The following is a 16,047-nucleotide window of genomic DNA, read 5'->3' as shown; positions in this document are numbered from 1 at the left end:
CCAGTGCCTATCAGTTTTCGGCATGGCTCTAATCTGTTTTTACGATTGGACGGGCTGGCAGCTATTACCCATAGTTTGGGCAGCCATAATTTCTACAGATGGCGCCTAATGGCGGCGAAAGAACCGCCCTAGAGCCCATAAGAGCAAGACACAAGATTTGGTGATCTGTGGTAAGTGGCGATAAGGGAGGCCCGCATGATTTAATGGGCTTCCCGGCCTGAATGTTGTGCTGAATGTGCGCACGAATAAATAAAATCGCGCACGATGATAACAGATAGGGGAGGGTGTAATGACATTCTATTTACGTGCGGGCGTGTCTTTCGTGGCCCTGGGCCTGGCCGGCATGGCTCATGCGCAGGGGGTTCAGACCGGCATCGCAACGCAGATGCCGGATTCCGCAAGCTCCCGCAACGGACCGGTGGGCATCGAAGATATTGTCGTCACCGCGCAGCGGCGCAGCGAAAGTCTTCAGCGCGTTCCGATCACGGTGAGCGCCGTGACCGCCGATACCGTACAGGCGCTGGGCATCACCAACACCGCTGATCTTTCCGCGATCGCGCCCAGCTTCACCCTTCAGACGCAGATCGGCAACGCCACGCCCTTCATCCGCGGCGTCGGCACGCAGGCCGCCAGTCCCGGACAGGAAAACAGCGTCGCAATCTATGTCGATGGCGTCTATATATCGGCGCAATCCGCATCCATCTTCGCGCTGAACAGTATCGAGCGGATCGAAGTATTGAAGGGGCCGCAAAGCACCTTGTTCGGCCGCAATGCCACCGGCGGCCTTATCCAGATCATCACGCGCGAACCAAGTCACGACACGCAGATCGAAGGCACCGTGGGATACGGTAACTATCAAACCTTCAATGCAAAACTCTACGCCACCACCGGACTTAGCGACAAGGTCGCGATCGATTTTGCCGGTTCCTATTCCCATCAGGGCAAGGGCTGGGGCACGAATGTGATCACCGGCCGCGACGCGAACAAGATGCCGCTCGACCTTGCATTGCGCAGCAAGTTGCTGTTCACGCCCACCGACACGACGCGCATCACCTTCGCCGCCGATTATGCCCGCATCAGGACACCACCGGCATTTCCACCAGAACGGCGCCGGGCTCTGTAAACGCGTTGGGCTATAGCTCCCAGGGTGGATTCTACGATACCTCCGCCGAACAGGAGCCGATCTATAAGGCGAAGAGTGGCGGCCTCAGCCTGAAAATCGAACAGGAAGCGGATTTCGCCCAGTTCGTCAGCATCACGGCCTTCCGTGAATCGCGCGCGACTTCGGTCGTCGACTTCCTTTCCAACCCGCAGCGGGGACTTGTCATCGCGCTCAATCCCCATGAGCGCCAGTTCACGCAAGAACTTCAAATCCTGTCGCCCGAAGGCAGCGACATCAAATGGATCGGCGGCCTCTTCTATTATCGCAACAAGGGCGAGTACGATCCGTTTGAGGTCCGTGCTTACCCCGCATTGACCCATGCTCCAGGTCCAATCGTCACCCGAAGCACGGGTCAGATGACAACCGATTCCATTTCGGCCTTTGCCCAGGCGACGTTCCCGCTCGGCAAGACCACGCGCCTCACCACGGGAATACGCTACACGCGGGACAAGCGCGAAGCCACCAACTATGAGCAGGTCCTGCCTTCCTTCGCGCCTCCGGGCGACCCCATAATCTATCCCGTGCGGCGGTCGAAATCGAGCAAGCCGACCTGGCGCATTTCGCTCGATCAGGATCTTGGCCCGAACGTCCTGGGCTATGCGTCCTACAATCGCGGGTTCAAGAGCGGCCTCTACAACTTGCAGGAGCCGACTGCGGATGCGCTCAAGCCGGAGAAGATCGACGCTTATGAGGTCGGGTTGAAGGCGGACCTTTTCAACCGGATGCTGCGCCTCAACATCGCCGGCTTCTACTACGATTATACCAATCTTCAGCTGCTGCGGGCAGAAGGCGGCAAGACTCAGTTGCTGAATGCCTCGTCAGCGAAAATCTATGGCCTCGATTTCGAAGGCACCCTCGTCCCGGTGGAGGGGCTGACGCTGCGCGCAGGCGTTGGGCTGTTGCATTCCCGCTATGGCGACTTCCCCAACGCGGTCCAGACGACGCCCATCGTGGACCCCGTGACCGGCCTTCCCACGGGAGGGAATATGACCGGGCCTCTCAACGCCAAGGGTAATCACACGGTCTTCGTGCCGGATTATACGATCAACGTGTCGGCCGCCTATGAACGCCGGTTCGATGCAGGAACGCTGGGCGCGACGGTCGGATATTATTATAGCGGCCGCCGCTATTTCGAGATCGACAACCGGCTTTCGCAGGACCCTTATGGCCTGCTTTCGGCCGAACTGTCCTGGACGCTTCCCAACGATCATCTGCGGGTGCGCGTCTGGGGCCGCAATCTGGCCAATGAGAAAGTCTTCAGGCAGATTACGGAGCAGGCCGTGATCGACGGGGTCATCGCCGATGCCCCGCGCACCTACGGCGCGGCGCTCGATTTCCGCTTCTAGGCATCTGTTTGCCGGTACTTGGCCCGGCGACCGGGCCGGTGCCGGATCTTTGGGGGAGCGGCTCTGCGGGGCGAAGGGTCGGCACAGGCCGGGTTCTTCGTCCCGCAAGTTGTGTTGGAGTTCATCATGACCAGCCGGACTGATACGATCGTCTTCACGCGGGCAGGGGAAGTTGCACTGCGCAAGGAGGAGCTTCGGCCGCTTGATCCCGGCTGTCTTCGTGTCGAAACGGTGCGGACGGCGATCAGTGCGGGCACCGAACGTCTGTTCCTTTCAGGCGACGGCCTGCCTGACGACTGGTTTCCGTTCAGGCCCGGCTACAGCGCCGCCGGATATGTGGCCGAAATTGCGCCCGGCGTCACGAATTTCGCGATCGGCGACAGGGTTTTCGCGCTCGCCAATCATGCCGCCGAATGCGTCGTCTCCGAAAATCAGGTGATCGCCATTCCTGACGCGGTCAGCTTTGAACAGGCCTGCTTCGCATCGATCGCCAGCATGGCCATCTACGCGGTGCGGCGCGCCAATTTCCAGCTCGGCGACCCCGTCGCGATCATCGGGCAGGGCCTGATCGGCCTGATCGCAAGTTCGGCCGCCCGCTATGGCGGGGCCATGCCGCTGATCGGCCTCGACATCGATCCCGAACGTCTTGATCTGGCGCGGGCGATGGGTGTCGATATCGCGCTCGATCCACGCGACGGGGATGCGCTGGCGGCGGCTCTGGAGCGCTTGCCCGGAGGCGGCGTGGCCGCCGCGATCGAACTGTCCGGCTCCGGCCCGCCCCTGGATCTGGCGCTTCGCATCACCCGCCAGCGCGGCACCGTGTTCGCGGGGTCCGCCGTCAGGGAGTTCAACGGCAACTTCTATGGCGAACATTGGATGAAGGGCATCACCATTACCAGCGGTTTCATCGGTTCTCGCCCGCAACTGCTGGAACAGCATGTCACCTCTATCCATGACTGGCCGCCGCGTGTCGACAGGGCGGGCGAATATTTCGCGACGGGCGTCTATACGTCGATGGACGATATCCGAACCTTCTTCGAAATGGTAGCCACCGGACGGCTGGACATCGCCCCGCTGATCACCGGCAGATATAAACCGTCAGACGCCGCCACTCCGTTCAGGCGGCTGCTTTCCGGCGACCGGAAGATGATCGGCGCTGTGTTCGAATGGCGCTGATGCGGGCAGCGGAGGCTTATGCTGGGTCGAACTTCATTCGCTGGCATGCCCTCACGCTCCCGGCCGGGGTCGAGCGCTGGCCCGGAACCGGGCGGGCGTAGTGCCGAAACGGGCGGCGAAGGCCGTGGTGAAGGCGTAGAGGGTGGCGTAGCCCGACTGTTCGAACGCCTGTTTCACGCTCGTCCCCGTGCGAAGCCGTTCGGCGGCCGTGTCCATCCGCAATCCGCGCAGATAGGCCGCTGGCGTAACGTCCATCACCTCCCTGAACCGTGCGCTGAAGGTGGATCGGGACAGTCCTGCCCGCCGCGCCATCGATGTCAGCGTCCAGGACGCGCCGGGCGTTTCGTGCAGCGCCTGGAGCAGCGCGCCGATCGCCGGGTCCGACAAGGCGCGGGCGAATCCGCCTGCGCCGGGGCTGCGCAGCGCCTGCGCGCGCAATATCTGAAGGAAGATGAGGTCCGCGATCCGGCTTGAAATGGCGGCATATCCCGGCTCGTGCCGTGCCTTCTCCATCTCCATGAACTGGAGGAGCGAAGGCAGCCAGGGTCCAAGATCGATGTCCCGGGATGACAGGTGAACCAGCCGGGGCATGGCGGCGAACATGGGATGCAGCTTAGCGGTGTCGAGCGAAAAGACCATGCTCAGGATGACGGTTCGTGCGCCGCCGCCGCCCGCCTTCATGATCAGTGGCTCCTCCAGCCATTCGCCGGGGCGCCACGGGGGGCCATTGTTATTCTCCACAATCTCGCGGATCGAAACGGGCGGTCCCGCCGCGCCGGGCGAGCGAAGCTGGTGCTTTTGCCATTGCGGGAACATCACCAGATCGCCCGCCGACAGCAATTGCGGCGCGGCCCCCTCGTGCTCCAGCACCGCTTCGCCTTCGACAATATAATGCGTCGGCGCGCCCACCCATTGCTCATGGTCGATATGCCACGGGGCGGACAACTGGATCATCCCGATCAGCGATCCTTGCAGATGCGTCGCCTCAAGGATTCTGCTCAGCCTGTCCATCTCCCCTCGTCTAGCAGCCAATTCGGACGGATTCAGCTATTTTATGCGATGGTGCAGATAGAAGGACGGACAGAGGAGCAATAATCTTCCGCCTGCGAAGTGCGAAAAATCGAAGCCGACAGTTCCCTATCTTCGCTGGAGAGTTTTCGATGATGATCGACGGTATCGATATGCTGCCGGGTCGGGCGGAGTATCCTCGCAATCAATGGTATGTCGCGGCGTTCGGGTTTGAAGTGACCGAAAAGCCGCTTCACCGCATGTTGTTTGGCGATCCGGTGGTCCTTTATCGCACGCCCGATGGCACTCCGGTCGCGCTGTTCGACCGCTGCCCGCACCGGGGCATGCGGCTGTCGAACGGCGGCACCGTCATCGGGGACGATATCCAGTGCAATTATCACGGCATCCGTTTCAACCCGGAAGGCAGGGCATGCCTGATTCCATCCGGCGGCGCGCCCACCTCCGCCATGTCGGTGCGCCGTTATCCGCTGGTGGAAATTTCGGGATGGATCTGGGCCTGGGCGGGCGATCCGGCGAAGGCCGATCCCGCGCTGCTCCCCGATCATGAGGAAATGGGCGTGACCGCGCCGGGTTTCCATTCCTATTTCGGCCTCTGCCTGCCGGGCGAGAGCAACTATCTTTACTCGCTGGAAAATCTGGTGGACGCCACGCATATCACCTTCCTGCATCACGGCATGATCGATGCCGGGAATGTGGCGTCGCATCCCTATAGATGCACGCAGCAGGGCACGAAGGTCAGGATGGAGCGGGAATTCAGCGACGAACCCGTCCCCCCGATGATCAAGCTCGCCATGCAGATCAAGGGCGACCGGGTGGACCGCGTGCTGGACCTGTGGAGCTATGCTCCCCATGCCGTCGTCGTCCGGCAGACATTCGCCGACACGAGTGACCCGTCGATGGAACCGCGCGACGCCCGCATCGTATTCGGCATAACGCCCGCCGGTCCCAAAAGCTGCTACCAGTTCGCTGTGGTCGTGCAGAATTATCCCAGCGTGCGCGCCGAATCCCTGCTAGACGACTTCCGCCGCCTGCTGATGGAAGATGTGGTGGCGCTGAACGATATCCAGCAACTGTTCGACCAGCTCGAACCCGATCGCGTGCCCGAAGTGTCGGTGCGCGCGGACGAAGGCGCGATCCGCACGCGCAGGCTGATCGCCGCGCAGATCCGCGCGGAACGGGAGATGGTGGCGGAGGCGGCGGAATGAGCGAGCGCCGCACGCTGGTCATCGGCGCGGGCATATCCGGGCTCACCGCCGCCGCCGCGCTGGGGCAGCGCGGATGGGACGTGCTGGTGATCGAACGCAGGGGCGAGGTCGCGGATCATGGCGGCATCGGGCTGACCATGGTGGGCAATGCGATGCAGGCGCTCGACAGGATCGGGGTGGCCCGGCAGTGCGTCGATGCGGGCGTTCCGATGGACAAGGTCGCCATTTGCCGTCCCGATGGCGCGCATCTGCTAGACGATCCCATGCAGCCGCTGGGCGGCGTGGAATGGCCTGCCGGAACCGGAATGACGCGCTCCGACGTGCACGACATATTGCGCCGCGCAGCCGAAAAGGTCGCGGTCATCCGCTGCTCCACCACGGTCGAAGCGATGCGCAATGCCGGGGATGGCGTGGAGGTCACGTTCGACAATGGCAGCACGGACCGCTTCGAACTGGTGGTCGCCGCTGACGGCATCTATTCCCAGACGCGGCAGTGGCTGATGCCGCAGGTGAAGCCCCAGCCGACCGGCCAGGCGGTATGGCGCGCCGAAGTGCCGCGTCCGGCGGGGCTCTACACGACGCATCTCTATCCCGGCGGCCCGCCCGGCTTCGTCGGCATTTGCCCCATTTCGCGCGACCGGGCCTATCTCTACATCGTGCAGGATATGTCCGGCGAACCGCGCGAACCTTCGACGCTCCATCTCCAGATGCGCGCCGAACTGGAAGGTTATGGCGGGCTCGTCGCCGAAGCCGTCCAGAACCTCAACGCGCCGGAGCAGGTGAATTACCGGCCGCTGGAATGGCTGCTTGCGCCCAGGCCATGGGGGCAGGGACGCATCGTCATGATCGGCGACGCCGCCCACGCCAATCCGCCCACCCTGGCCCAGGGCGCGGCGATGGGGATCGAGGACGCGGTCGTGCTCGCGGAGGAGCTTGACGCGACTCCAGGCTCGATCAGCGATGCGCTCGCCCGCTTTGCCGATCGCCGCTATCCCCGCGCGCGCGATGTCGTGGAGATCAGTTGCCGCCTGTCCCGCTGGCAGGTGGAGAAGGCGCATAATGCCGATGTGATTGGCGAGATATCGCGCTCCCACGCCTTGCTCTGCGAGCCTGCCTGACCCGCTGTCGCCGCAAGGCAAGCGCCAGCGTCCCCGCAGTGCAAGATCGCGCGCGGCAAGGAGAATAGCGAGGTTGTCGAAACAATCTTCTGGAGATTAACGATGAACCTTCACGCCAAGCTGCTCGAACGCGCCGAACAGGGCCGTCCGATCCGCGTCGGGCTGATCGGCGCTGGCAAGTTCGGGTCGATGTTCCTGGCGCAGGCCGTCAGCACGCCGGGCATCCATGTCACCGCCGTCATCGATCTGCGGCCGGGCGTCACGCGGGAGCATCTCGTCTCGCTTGGCTGGCCGCTGGAGCGGACCGCCGCCTCCTCCATCGAAGACGCCGTGCGATCGGGCGGCACCTTCGTGGGCGATGACGCTCTTGCGATGATCGCGCATGACGGCGTGGAACTGGTGATCGAATGCACCGGCCATCCGATCGTCGCGGTGGATCATTGCCTTGCAAGCTTCGCGGCGGGCAAGCCGGTCGTCAATGTGACGGTAGAGGCGGATGCGCTGTGCGGCCCTCTGCTCGCCCGCCGCGCGGCCGAAGCGGGGGTGTTGTACAGCCTTGCCTATGGCGATCAGCCAGCGATGGCCTGTGAACTGGTCGATTGGGCGCGCACCTGCGGCCTGACCGTCATCGCCGCCGGGCGCGGGCATAAATGGCACCCGGACTACCGGTCTTCGACCCCCGATACCGTGTGGGATCATTGGGGGCTGGGCGTGAACCGGGAAAGCGCGGCGGCCGGGGGCCTCAACCCCAAGATGTTCAACGCCTTTCTGGACGGGTCGAAGCCGTCGATCGAATGCGCGGCGCTGGCCAATGCGACCGGCCTTCAGGCGCCGGTCGACGGCCTCGCCTATCCCCCCGGCGGCATCGACGATATCGCGACGCTGATGCGCCCCCGCGCGGAAGGCGGCGTGCTGGAGGCCAAGGGGCTGGTCGAAACCATCTCCAGCATCAGGGCCGATGGAACCGAAATCCCCTATAATATCCGTCCCGGCGTCTGGGTCTGCGTCGAAGCGGAAAGCGACTATGCGCAGCGGTCCATGCGGGAATATCGCATCGTCACCGATCCGTCCGGCCGCTATATGTCGATGTACCGCCGCTGGCATCTGGTCGGGATCGAAGTGGGCGTTTCGGTCGCGTCCATCGCGCTGCGCGGCGAAACGACCGGCGCGCCGCGCGGCTTCAACGCCGATGTCGTCGCCACGCCCAAGCGCGATCTTGTGGCGGGCGAGATGCTGGATGGCGAAGGCGGCTATACCGTCTTCGGCAAGCTGATGCCCGCAGCCGCGTCGCTTGCGGGCGGGCACCTGCCGCTGGCGCTGGCGCAGGGGATCAAGCTCGTCCGCGACGTGCCGCGCGATCAGCCGCTGCGCTGGAGCGATGTCGTCGCGGATGAAAGCGTGACCGCCTACGGCTTCAGGCGCGAGATGGAGCGCCTGTTCGCCAGCGCATGATCGTCAGCCGCCGCAACGTCCCCTTCAACCCCGGCCCATCAGCGGCATGTTGGTCGCCATGACGGTGACGAAGGGGACGTTCACCGACAAGGGCAGATTGGCCATATAGGATACCGCATCGACCACATGCGGCAGGTCGAACATTGGTTCCGGGCGCAGGGAGCCATCGGCCTGCGGCAGGCCCACGGCCACCGCCGCCGTCATGTCGGTGCGGACATTGCCGATGTCGATCTGCCCGCAGGCGATGCCAAAGGGCCGCCCGTCCAGCGCCAGCGACTTGGTCAGCCCGGTGATCCCATGCTTGCTGACCGTATAGGGCCCAGAGCCGGGGCGCGGCACGCTGGCCGCGACCGATCCATTGTTGATGATCCGCCCGCCGGCCGGGTCCTGCCTGCGCATGACGCCAAAGGCCGCCCGTGCGCAAAGGATCGCGCCCATCAGGTTGGTGGCGATCACCTGTTCCCAATTGTCCACCGGAATCTCGTCGGGGGGGGCGAGCGGCGTGCCGATGCCCGCATTGTTGAACAGCAGGTCGACGCGCCCCCAGCGCCCCGTCACCTCCGCGAACAGCCGGTCAACATCCTGCGCACTGGTGACGTCGCAAACGACCGGCAGGACATTGCCGCCGGTATGGCCAGCGGTTTCCGCATCGATCCTGCGCGCCGCCAGCGCGACGTTCCAGCCCTCCTCCAGCAGGCGCTGCGCCACGGCCAGGCCAATCCCTCGTCCAGCCCCGGTGACGACCGCCGTGCGGCGTTTGCTTTCCATGATCCTGCCCTTTCCAATTCCTTGTCCGGCCCGAAACTCTTCGCCCGTTGAATGAAGCGCAACATGGCTCCTGCGTGCGGCAACGGGATCGGGCCTGATCGGGACAGATCTAGCGCGCTCGGGCGGAGCGGACTTGCGCCGCCGCCTCCATCTTTATTGTCTGCGCGCGCCAGCAGGAGGCATCCTGCGTCAGCCGCGCTGGCGATCGCGCCATTCCACGCAGCGCCGGGCAATCTCATCGATCCTGTCCAGCAAAGCCTCGCATTCGTCCTGATCCATCCATCCAAAGGCGGCCTTTTCCAGCTCTGTCGCCATCGCTTCCGCTTCGGCGCAGGCGCTTTCGCCCTTGGGCGTGAGATAGAGCGCGCGCACCCGCCGGTCGGCGGCGTCGCGCCGCTCGACGAAGCCGTCCGCCTCCAGCCGCTCCGCCGAACCCATCGCCGCCGCTTTCCTTATGCCCAGCGCGCGGCCCAACGCGCCCTGCTCGCATCCGGGATTGGCGCGGATGAAGCCCAGCGCCAGCACCCGCGACGGCGTCAGCCCGATGGGGGCGAGAAGGCTGGCATAGCTGTCGAGAAAGGCGGACCCCGCCAGTCCGAAGCGGACCCCGGCGCGATCCTCCATCCCCCCGAAGCTGCGTTTGAGATCGACTGCCGATGTTTTGCGCATGGCGCTTCCCTAGCGGTTGCGGATATGGTATGGCAACCATACTAGTTTCGCCGGAATGGAGAGTCGGCATGTTCCTCAAAAATTGCTGGTATGTGGGCGCCTGGTCCCATGAGCTTGCGGCCGGAAACGTGATCGGCCGCACCATCATCGGTGAGCCGGTCGCGCTTTACCGTACGCAGGAAGGCGCGCTGCATGCCGTCGCCGATCGTTGCCCTCACCGCTGGGTGCCGCTGTCGCTTGGCCGTGTCGAAGGCGATGCCCTGCGGTGCGGCTATCACGGGCTGGTGTTCGGACCCGACGGCCGCTGCCAGCATATTCCCGGCGCGGACCGGATCGTCCCCGGCGCGAATGTGCGGACCTTTCCCGTGGAGGAACGCGATAGCTGGCTTTGGGTCTGGATGGGCGACCCCGCCAGGGCCGATCCCGCGCTCATCCCCAGCGCGTTCGGCCTGAACGATCCCCGCTGGACGATGCGGGCCGACCAGATCGATTATGCGGCCAACTACATGCTCATCAACGACAATCTGCTCGACCTGTCGCATGTCGATTTCGTGCATGAAAAGACGCTGGGCGCGGCCACCGATTATGGCTGGTCGGACGAGGTGCCCAGGGTCAAGCCGCTCAACCGGGGCGTGCGGATCGAACGCTGGCTAACCGGCCGCCGCCAGAGCCAGACCAATCCCAACCTGGTCGATACCTGGTCCACCTATGACTATCTCGCGCCCGGCGTGTTCATCATGGAAAATAAATCCTATCCGCATGGCATGGCGGAACGGTGCGGCTTTGGCGAACCCGGTGACAAGCCCATGACCTACCGGGTCGAACAGCAGGCCGTGGCCCCCATCAACGATCGCGAGACGCGCTATTTCTTCGCCACCGGCTTCGACGCCACCAACCTGCCCGGACATCTGGTGGAAGGCATTTTCAGTCTGGTCATGTCCGCGTTCAAGGAAGACCGCGCCATCATAGAGGCGCAGCAACTGCTCTGGGACCGCACGGATGCGTCCATGGCGAAGGCCTTCATTCCCTCCGACAAGGCTCCCGCCATGTTCCGCCGGATCATGGACAGCCTGATCCGGGAGGAGGAGGCAGCCGGGGCGGCTGCTGCGGCTTGACCGGAAATCAGGGCGCCTCTTCCCGCGCCGCATGATGGCTGGCTGGCGGCCGCTGCCGCCAGCGCTGCGGCGTGAGGCCCGTTGCCGTGCGGAACCGGCGGGTGAAGGCGCTTTGGTCGGAAAATCCGCACGCCTGCGCTATATGGGCGATTGGCATGCCGGTGGCGAGCAGGCCTATGGCATGGTCGATGCGCAGCCGGTGCTGCGCGGTGCGCAGCGAAATGCCCAGCACGCTCGCGGCGTTCCGCTCAAGCTGCGAAACGGATATGCCCGCCCGTTTGGCCAGGGCAGGGACGTCGAGCGGCTCTGCGATATGGTCCCGCAACCAGTTCAGCGCGTCGGCAAGGCGGGAATAGATCGCGCCGCGCGCATGCCCGGCCGGTAAGGCGCGCGCCACCGCCGCGACGCCGGTCACCGCACCGTCGCCCGCGAAGACCGGCGTGCGCGTGTAAAGCAGCCATGTGTCGGACCGGGGGCCGGTCAATTCCAGCCGGTCCCTGACCGTATCGCCCGATTGCAGGATATGGCGGTCGACGGCCTCGTACATCTCCGCGACATGCGCCGTGAAAAAATCGCGGGACGTATGGCCGATCAGTTCGGATGGGTGACGCACCCCGATCAGCGACGCCATGGCCGGGTTCGCCGCCACGAACCGCAAATCCGCGTCCTTCACGAAAAAGGGAATCTCGCCCAGCGGGCTCAACAGCCTTTCCAGAAGGTCGAGATCGGCGGTTCCCAGCATCGTCATGCGCGGCCCGCTGCCCTGGTCAGGTCGATTCGCGCGGCACGGCGGCGCCCCGGCGGCCGACCAGGAAGTCGAGATCGGCTCCGCGATCGGCCTGTAGGACATGGCTTGCGTGCATATATTGATAGCCGCTCGTCATGCCGGGGGCGGGCGGCGTCCAGGCGGCGCGGCGCTGCTCCAGCACGTCCGGCGCGACGTCCAGATGCAGCCGCCGGTTGGCGACGTCCACCTCTATGATGTCGCCCTCCTGCACCAGCGCCAGCCCGCCGCCGACCGCCGCTTCCGGGGCGCAGTGCAGGATCACCGTGCCATAGGCGGTGCCGCTCATCCGCGCGTCGGAAATGCGGACCATGTCCTTGACGCCCTGCCGCAGGAGCTTGGCGGGCAGGCCCATATTGCCGACCTCCGGCATGCCCGGATAGCCGGTCGGCCCGCAATTGCGCAGGACCATGATGCTGTCCGCATCGATGTCCAGTTCGGGATCGTCGATGCGGGCGCGATATTCCTCGATCGAATCGAAGACGATGGCGCGGCCGCGATGCTGCGACAGGCGCGGCGTGGCGGCGGACGGCTTCATGATCGCGCCATTTTCCGCGATATTGCCGCGCAGCACGACGACGCCCCCGCTCGCCATCAGCGACCGTTCGAAGGGCCGGATCACGTCCTCATTATAGATGGGCGCTTCGCTGTTATTCTCCCAGATCGTGCGGCCGTTCACGGTCGCGGCGTCGCGGTGCAGCAGGCCCGCCTCGCCCAGCCGCCGGATCACGCCGGGAATGCCGCCCGCATAGTAGAAATCCTCCATCAGATAGTCGCCCGACGGTTTCAGGTTGACGATGGTCGGCACGTCGCGGCCTAGCCGGTCCCAATCGTCCAGCGTCAGGTCGATCTCCAGCCGCCCGGCCAGCGCGAGCAGGTGAAGCACGGCGTTGGTCGATCCGCCAAGCGCCGCATTGACGCGGATGGCGTTTTCGATCGAGCGGCGGTCGACCACTTTCGAGAAGGTCAGATCCTCCTCCACCATGCCCACGATCCGGCGGCCCACCAGTTGCGCCAGCCGCCAGCGGCGCGTGTCGGCGGCGGGGATCGTCGCATTGTCGGGCAGGCCCATGCCGATCGCTTCCACCATGGATGCCATGGACGATGCCGTTCCCATCGTCATGCAATGGCCGATCGACCGGGTCATGCCCGATTCCGCTTCGGACACTTCGGCCAGCAGCATGTCGCCCGTCTTCAAGGCGTCCATGAAGCGGAAGACATCGGTTCCCGACCCGATGTCATGTCCCCGGAACTTGCCGTTCAGCATCGGCCCGCCCGACAGGACGAGCGTCGGCAGGTCGCAACTCGCGGCCCCCATCATCAGGGCCGGCGTGGTCTTGTCGCATCCCACCATCAGCACGACGCCGTCGATGGGATGGGCGCGGATCGCTTCCTCGACGTCCATTGACACGAGGTTGCGGAACAGCATGGTGGTCGGGCGCATCGTCGGTTCGCCCAGCGACGACACGGGGAATTCCACCGGAAATCCGCCCGCTTCATACACGCCGCGCTTGATCCGTTCGGCGAGCGCCCGGAAATGGGCGTTGCACGGCGTCAGGTCGGACCAGGTGTTGCAGATGCCGATGATGGGGCGGCCGTCGAACATATCGTCGGGATGCCCCTGGCCCTTCATCCAGCTTCGGTGAAGGAACGCCGCGCGATCGCTGCCGCCGAACCAGGCGGTGGAACGGCGGGGGGATTTCGGCGCGTCGGACATGAACAAATTCCTATTCTGAAATGCGATCCGGCCGATCCATGCGGCGGCGCACGGCATGGCGCCAGAGGGACGGCTTCGGACAGGCATATCCTCCTACGCCATCCCGCCGGATCGTCTTGTCCCGCAGTTCCGCCGCGCTTGCCTGACAGCGACGGCGCGGCTGGTCACGCCCCGCCTGCACAGCGGTCCGGGCCGCAAAAGCCGCCCAATTCCGCGCTTCCGGGCAGATGGCTGACCGATCGCCAGCCGCCGGTCCCCTTCTGCCCCTTTATGCCGAAATGCGCATTCATCACGCTCCAATCATGCAATACTCTTCGCGCTGGATGGTGCAGTTCCTTGGGAAAAGTTTTGAGGATTGCAGATGGCCCTGGAAGAAAAAACTCCCGATGCCGCCGCCGTGTCGCTCACGGACCGCTATGTCCGGCGCGAAGGCCGCGTGCTCATCAGCGGGGTGCAGGCGCTGGTCAGGCTGATGCTGGTCCAGGCCGACCGCGATGCCGCCGCAGGCCGGAACACGGGCGGGTTCGTGTCGGGCTATCGCGGTTCGCCGCTGGGAACGGTCGACACGACCTTCGCCAGCGCGCGATCGCTGACGGAGCCAAGGGGCATCAAGGTCATGCCCGCCGTCAACGAGGAACTGGCCGCCACCGCCGTCGCGGGCACCCAGCATATGCTGATGACCGGCCGCGCCAGGGTCGATGGCGTGTTCGCGCTCTGGTACGGCAAGGGGCCGGGCCTCGACCGCGCGGCCGACGCCATCCGCCACGGCAATCTTCAGGGAAGCTCCCCTGCGGGCGGCGTCCTGCTGGCGGTGGGCGACGATCATACCGCCAAATCATCGACGCTGGTCGTGTCCTCGGACGAAACCGTGGCCAGCCTCGCCGTGCCGCTATTCTACCCCGCCGATGCGCGCGAAGTGGTGGAATTCGGCCTGCACGGCTTCGCCCTGTCGCGCCATAGCGGGGCCTGGGCCGCGCTCAAGATCGTGACGGACGTCGCCGACGCATCGCGCGTCGTCGTCACGGACGAGCTTGCCCGCGACCCGATCCTCCCCCCGCTGCCCGATGTGCCGGGCGGCCTGCATTTCCGCTGGCCCGACACCCCAGCCGAGCAGGAGGCGCGGCACCATAACCATCGCCTGCCCGCCGTGCTGGACTATGTGCGGGCGAACGGCCTCGACCGCGCGCTGCACCGCACCCCCGCCAGCCGCATCGGCATCGTCGCGGCGGGCAAGCCATGGCTGGACCTGATCGATGCGCTGCACCTGCTGGGGCTGGAGGAAGGCCAGCTTCAGGCCCTGGGCATCGCCCTGTACAAGCCCGCCCTCATCTGGCCGCTGGAGCCCGCCAGCCTGCGGGACTTCGCGCTCGGACTCGACCGCCTGATCTTTGTCGAAGAGAAATCCGGCCTGATCGAAGCGCAGGCCAAGGCGCAGCTCTACGGCCAGGACGGCGCGCCGCACATCCTGGGCAAGCGCGATGCCGATGGCGATCCGCTATTCCCCGCGACCGGCGAACTGACGCCGGAATCCATAGCGGCCTTGCTGGCGAAGCTGTTGACCCTGCCAGCCGGATCGCAGGAGGCCGGGGCGCTGCTGGCGGATCAGGCGAGCTTCGCCGCCCCGGTCGCGCTGCGCCGTCCCTTCTTCTGTTCGGGCTGTCCGCATAACCGCTCGACCGTGCTCCCGCAGGGAAGCCGCGCGCTTTCCGGCATCGGCTGCCACGGCATGGCATCCATGCTGCGTCCCAACCATTCGGGCTTCTGCCAGATGGGGGGGGAAGGCGTGCATTGGGTCGGCCTCGCGCCCTTTACCGACGAGCCGCACGTCTTCGCCAATATGGGCGACGGCACCTATTTCCATTCGGGCATCCTCGCCATCCGGCAGGCTGTCGCGGCGGGCGTCAACCTGACCTACAAGCTGCTCTACAACAGCGCCGTGGCGATGACGGGCGGCCAGCCCGTGGACGGCGAACTGTCGGTCGAGCAGATGATCGAGCAGGTCGCGGCGGAGGGCGTCGCGGGGATCGTGCTCGCGACCGACGATCCCGGCCGCTATCCCAAGGGGCACCCGGCCCGCGCGCGCGTGGAGAAGGTCGTCCATCGCGACGATATCGAAGCATTGCAGGTCGAACTGCGCGACCGCACCGGCGTGACGGTCATCCTCTACGAACAGATGTGCGCGACCGAAAAGCGCCGCCTGCGCAAGCGCGGCAAACTGGCCGAACCGCCGCAGCGCGTCTTCATCAATGCCAGGGTGTGCGAAGGGTGCGGGGACTGTTCGGTCAAGTCGAACTGCCTGTCGGTCGAGCCCCTGCCGACGCCGGACGGGGTCAAGCGGCGCATCAACCAGTCGAGCTGCAACAAGGACATGAGCTGCCTCAACGGCTTCTGCCCCAGCTTCGTGACGGTCGAAGGCGGCACCCCGCGCAAGGCGGGCGGCGCCGATCCGGCCGATCTTCCCGCGCCGCCCGCGCCCGTCCCGCTGACCGCCGATCCGGTGCAGCGC

General features: G+C 65.2%; 14 protein-coding genes. 8 read left to right on the top strand and 6 right to left on the bottom strand.

Annotated features, from left to right (window positions below; genetic code table 11):
- Nucleotides 1-289 precede the first annotated feature (289 nt).
- From L288_RS30855 to L288_RS30845, 3 genes are all read left to right on the top strand, one after another.
- Entirely contained in the window at nucleotides 290-1,123 is an 834-nt protein-coding gene (locus L288_RS30855; RefSeq protein WP_021238067.1) for a TonB-dependent receptor, read from the top strand.
- 5 nt (nucleotides 1,124-1,128) lie between these two features.
- The gene (locus L288_RS30850; RefSeq protein ID WP_021238066.1) at nucleotides 1,129-2,508 is read left to right on the top strand and encodes a TonB-dependent receptor; all 1,380 of its coding nucleotides are present in this window, start codon (nucleotides 1,129-1,131) and stop codon (nucleotides 2,506-2,508) included.
- 126 nt (nucleotides 2,509-2,634) lie between these two features.
- Nucleotides 2,635-3,684 (top strand): zinc-dependent alcohol dehydrogenase, encoded by a 1,050-nt coding sequence (locus L288_RS30845; protein WP_152522057.1) that lies wholly within the window; start codon nucleotides 2,635-2,637, stop codon nucleotides 3,682-3,684.
- Between the two features lie 51 nt (nucleotides 3,685-3,735).
- Here the strand turns inward: L288_RS30845 and L288_RS30840 are convergent, their stop codons facing one another.
- Nucleotides 3,736-4,695 carry an AraC family transcriptional regulator gene (locus L288_RS30840; RefSeq protein ID WP_021238064.1) on the bottom strand — a complete coding sequence of 320 codons (960 nt, stop codon included), beginning with the start codon at nucleotides 4,693-4,695 and terminating at the stop codon, nucleotides 3,736-3,738.
- Between the two features lie 149 nt (nucleotides 4,696-4,844).
- Here L288_RS30840 and L288_RS41955 point away from each other — a divergent pair, with 149 nt between their 5' ends.
- The 3 genes from L288_RS41955 to L288_RS30830 all read left to right on the top strand — a co-directional run bounded on the left by L288_RS41955 (nucleotide 4,845) and on the right by L288_RS30830 (nucleotide 8,488).
- On the top strand, nucleotides 4,845-5,918 hold the full coding sequence (locus L288_RS41955; protein WP_021238063.1) for an aromatic ring-hydroxylating dioxygenase subunit alpha: 1,074 nt from the start codon (nucleotides 4,845-4,847) through the stop codon (nucleotides 5,916-5,918).
- Nucleotides 5,915-7,036: an FAD-dependent oxidoreductase gene (locus tag L288_RS30835; protein ID WP_021238062.1), complete on the top strand. Its 1,122-nt coding sequence runs from the start codon at nucleotides 5,915-5,917 to the stop codon at nucleotides 7,034-7,036. The genes L288_RS41955 and L288_RS30835 overlap by 4 nt, the downstream gene beginning before the upstream one ends.
- 102 nt (nucleotides 7,037-7,138) lie before the next feature.
- Complete coding sequence (locus L288_RS30830; protein WP_021238061.1) at nucleotides 7,139-8,488, top strand: NAD(P)H-dependent oxidoreductase; 1,350 nt, start codon at nucleotides 7,139-7,141, stop codon at nucleotides 8,486-8,488.
- Nucleotides 8,489-8,512: 24 nt separating this feature from the next.
- Here L288_RS30830 and L288_RS30825 read toward each other — a convergent pair whose 3' ends face one another.
- Nucleotides 8,513-9,256, bottom strand: coding sequence for an SDR family oxidoreductase (locus tag L288_RS30825; protein ID WP_021238060.1), 744 nt, complete (start codon nucleotides 9,254-9,256; stop codon nucleotides 8,513-8,515).
- Nucleotides 9,257-9,445: 189 nt separating this feature from the next.
- Nucleotides 9,446-9,925, bottom strand: a complete 480-nt coding sequence (locus tag L288_RS41950; protein WP_021238059.1) for a MarR family winged helix-turn-helix transcriptional regulator — start codon at nucleotides 9,923-9,925, stop codon at nucleotides 9,446-9,448.
- Between the two features lie 68 nt (nucleotides 9,926-9,993).
- On the opposite strand from L288_RS41950, the gene L288_RS30820 reads away from it, so the two are divergent.
- Nucleotides 9,994-11,040, top strand: coding sequence for an aromatic ring-hydroxylating dioxygenase subunit alpha (locus tag L288_RS30820; RefSeq protein ID WP_021238058.1), 1,047 nt, complete (start codon nucleotides 9,994-9,996; stop codon nucleotides 11,038-11,040).
- A 7-nt stretch (nucleotides 11,041-11,047) separates the two neighbouring features.
- On the opposite strand, the gene L288_RS30815 is transcribed toward L288_RS30820, so the two are convergent.
- The 3 genes from L288_RS30815 to L288_RS44100 form a co-directional block, all read right to left on the bottom strand.
- The gene (locus L288_RS30815; protein WP_030540967.1) at nucleotides 11,048-11,788 is read right to left on the bottom strand and encodes an AraC family transcriptional regulator; all 741 of its coding nucleotides are present in this window, start codon (nucleotides 11,786-11,788) and stop codon (nucleotides 11,048-11,050) included.
- 19 nt (nucleotides 11,789-11,807) lie between these two features.
- Nucleotides 11,808-13,541, bottom strand: coding sequence for an IlvD/Edd family dehydratase (locus L288_RS30810; protein WP_031304294.1), 1,734 nt, complete (start codon nucleotides 13,539-13,541; stop codon nucleotides 11,808-11,810).
- Nucleotides 13,542-13,705: 164 nt separating this feature from the next.
- Entirely contained in the window at nucleotides 13,706-13,834 is a 129-nt protein-coding gene (locus L288_RS44100) for a hypothetical protein (RefSeq protein WP_269077972.1), read from the bottom strand.
- 68 nt (nucleotides 13,835-13,902) lie between these two features.
- Here L288_RS44100 and L288_RS30805 point away from each other — a divergent pair.
- On the top strand, nucleotides 13,903-16,047 hold a 2,145-nt coding region (locus L288_RS30805), incomplete at its 3' end, for an indolepyruvate ferredoxin oxidoreductase family protein (RefSeq protein WP_021238054.1).

This window comes from Sphingobium quisquiliarum P25 (genome assembly GCF_000445065.1).
In the GTDB taxonomy this organism is placed as follows: domain Bacteria; phylum Pseudomonadota; class Alphaproteobacteria; order Sphingomonadales; family Sphingomonadaceae; genus Sphingobium; species Sphingobium quisquiliarum.
Note: the sequence above shows the minus strand (reverse complement) of the source record. Positions and strands in the feature narration are given on the sequence as shown.

Coding starts and splice junctions, on each gene's coding strand:
- L288_RS41955 (WP_021238063.1), top strand. CDS start 4,845: ATGATGATCGACGGTATCGATATGCTGCCGGGTCGGGCGGAGTATCCT.
- L288_RS41950 (WP_021238059.1), bottom strand. CDS start 9,925: ATGCGCAAAACATCGGCAGTCGATCTCAAACGCAGCTTCGGGGGGATG.
- L288_RS30830 (WP_021238061.1), top strand. CDS start 7,139: ATGAACCTTCACGCCAAGCTGCTCGAACGCGCCGAACAGGGCCGTCCG.
- L288_RS30815 (WP_030540967.1), bottom strand. CDS start 11,788: ATGACGATGCTGGGAACCGCCGATCTCGACCTTCTGGAAAGGCTGTTG.
- L288_RS30855 (WP_021238067.1), top strand. CDS start 290: ATGACATTCTATTTACGTGCGGGCGTGTCTTTCGTGGCCCTGGGCCTG.
- L288_RS30835 (WP_021238062.1), top strand. CDS start 5,915: ATGAGCGAGCGCCGCACGCTGGTCATCGGCGCGGGCATATCCGGGCTC.
- L288_RS30810 (WP_031304294.1), bottom strand. CDS start 13,541: ATGTCCGACGCGCCGAAATCCCCCCGCCGTTCCACCGCCTGGTTCGGC.
- L288_RS30845 (WP_152522057.1), top strand. CDS start 2,635: ATGACCAGCCGGACTGATACGATCGTCTTCACGCGGGCAGGGGAAGTT.
- L288_RS30820 (WP_021238058.1), top strand. CDS start 9,994: ATGTTCCTCAAAAATTGCTGGTATGTGGGCGCCTGGTCCCATGAGCTT.
- L288_RS30840 (WP_021238064.1), bottom strand. CDS start 4,695: ATGGACAGGCTGAGCAGAATCCTTGAGGCGACGCATCTGCAAGGATCG.
- L288_RS30825 (WP_021238060.1), bottom strand. CDS start 9,256: ATGGAAAGCAAACGCCGCACGGCGGTCGTCACCGGGGCTGGACGAGGG.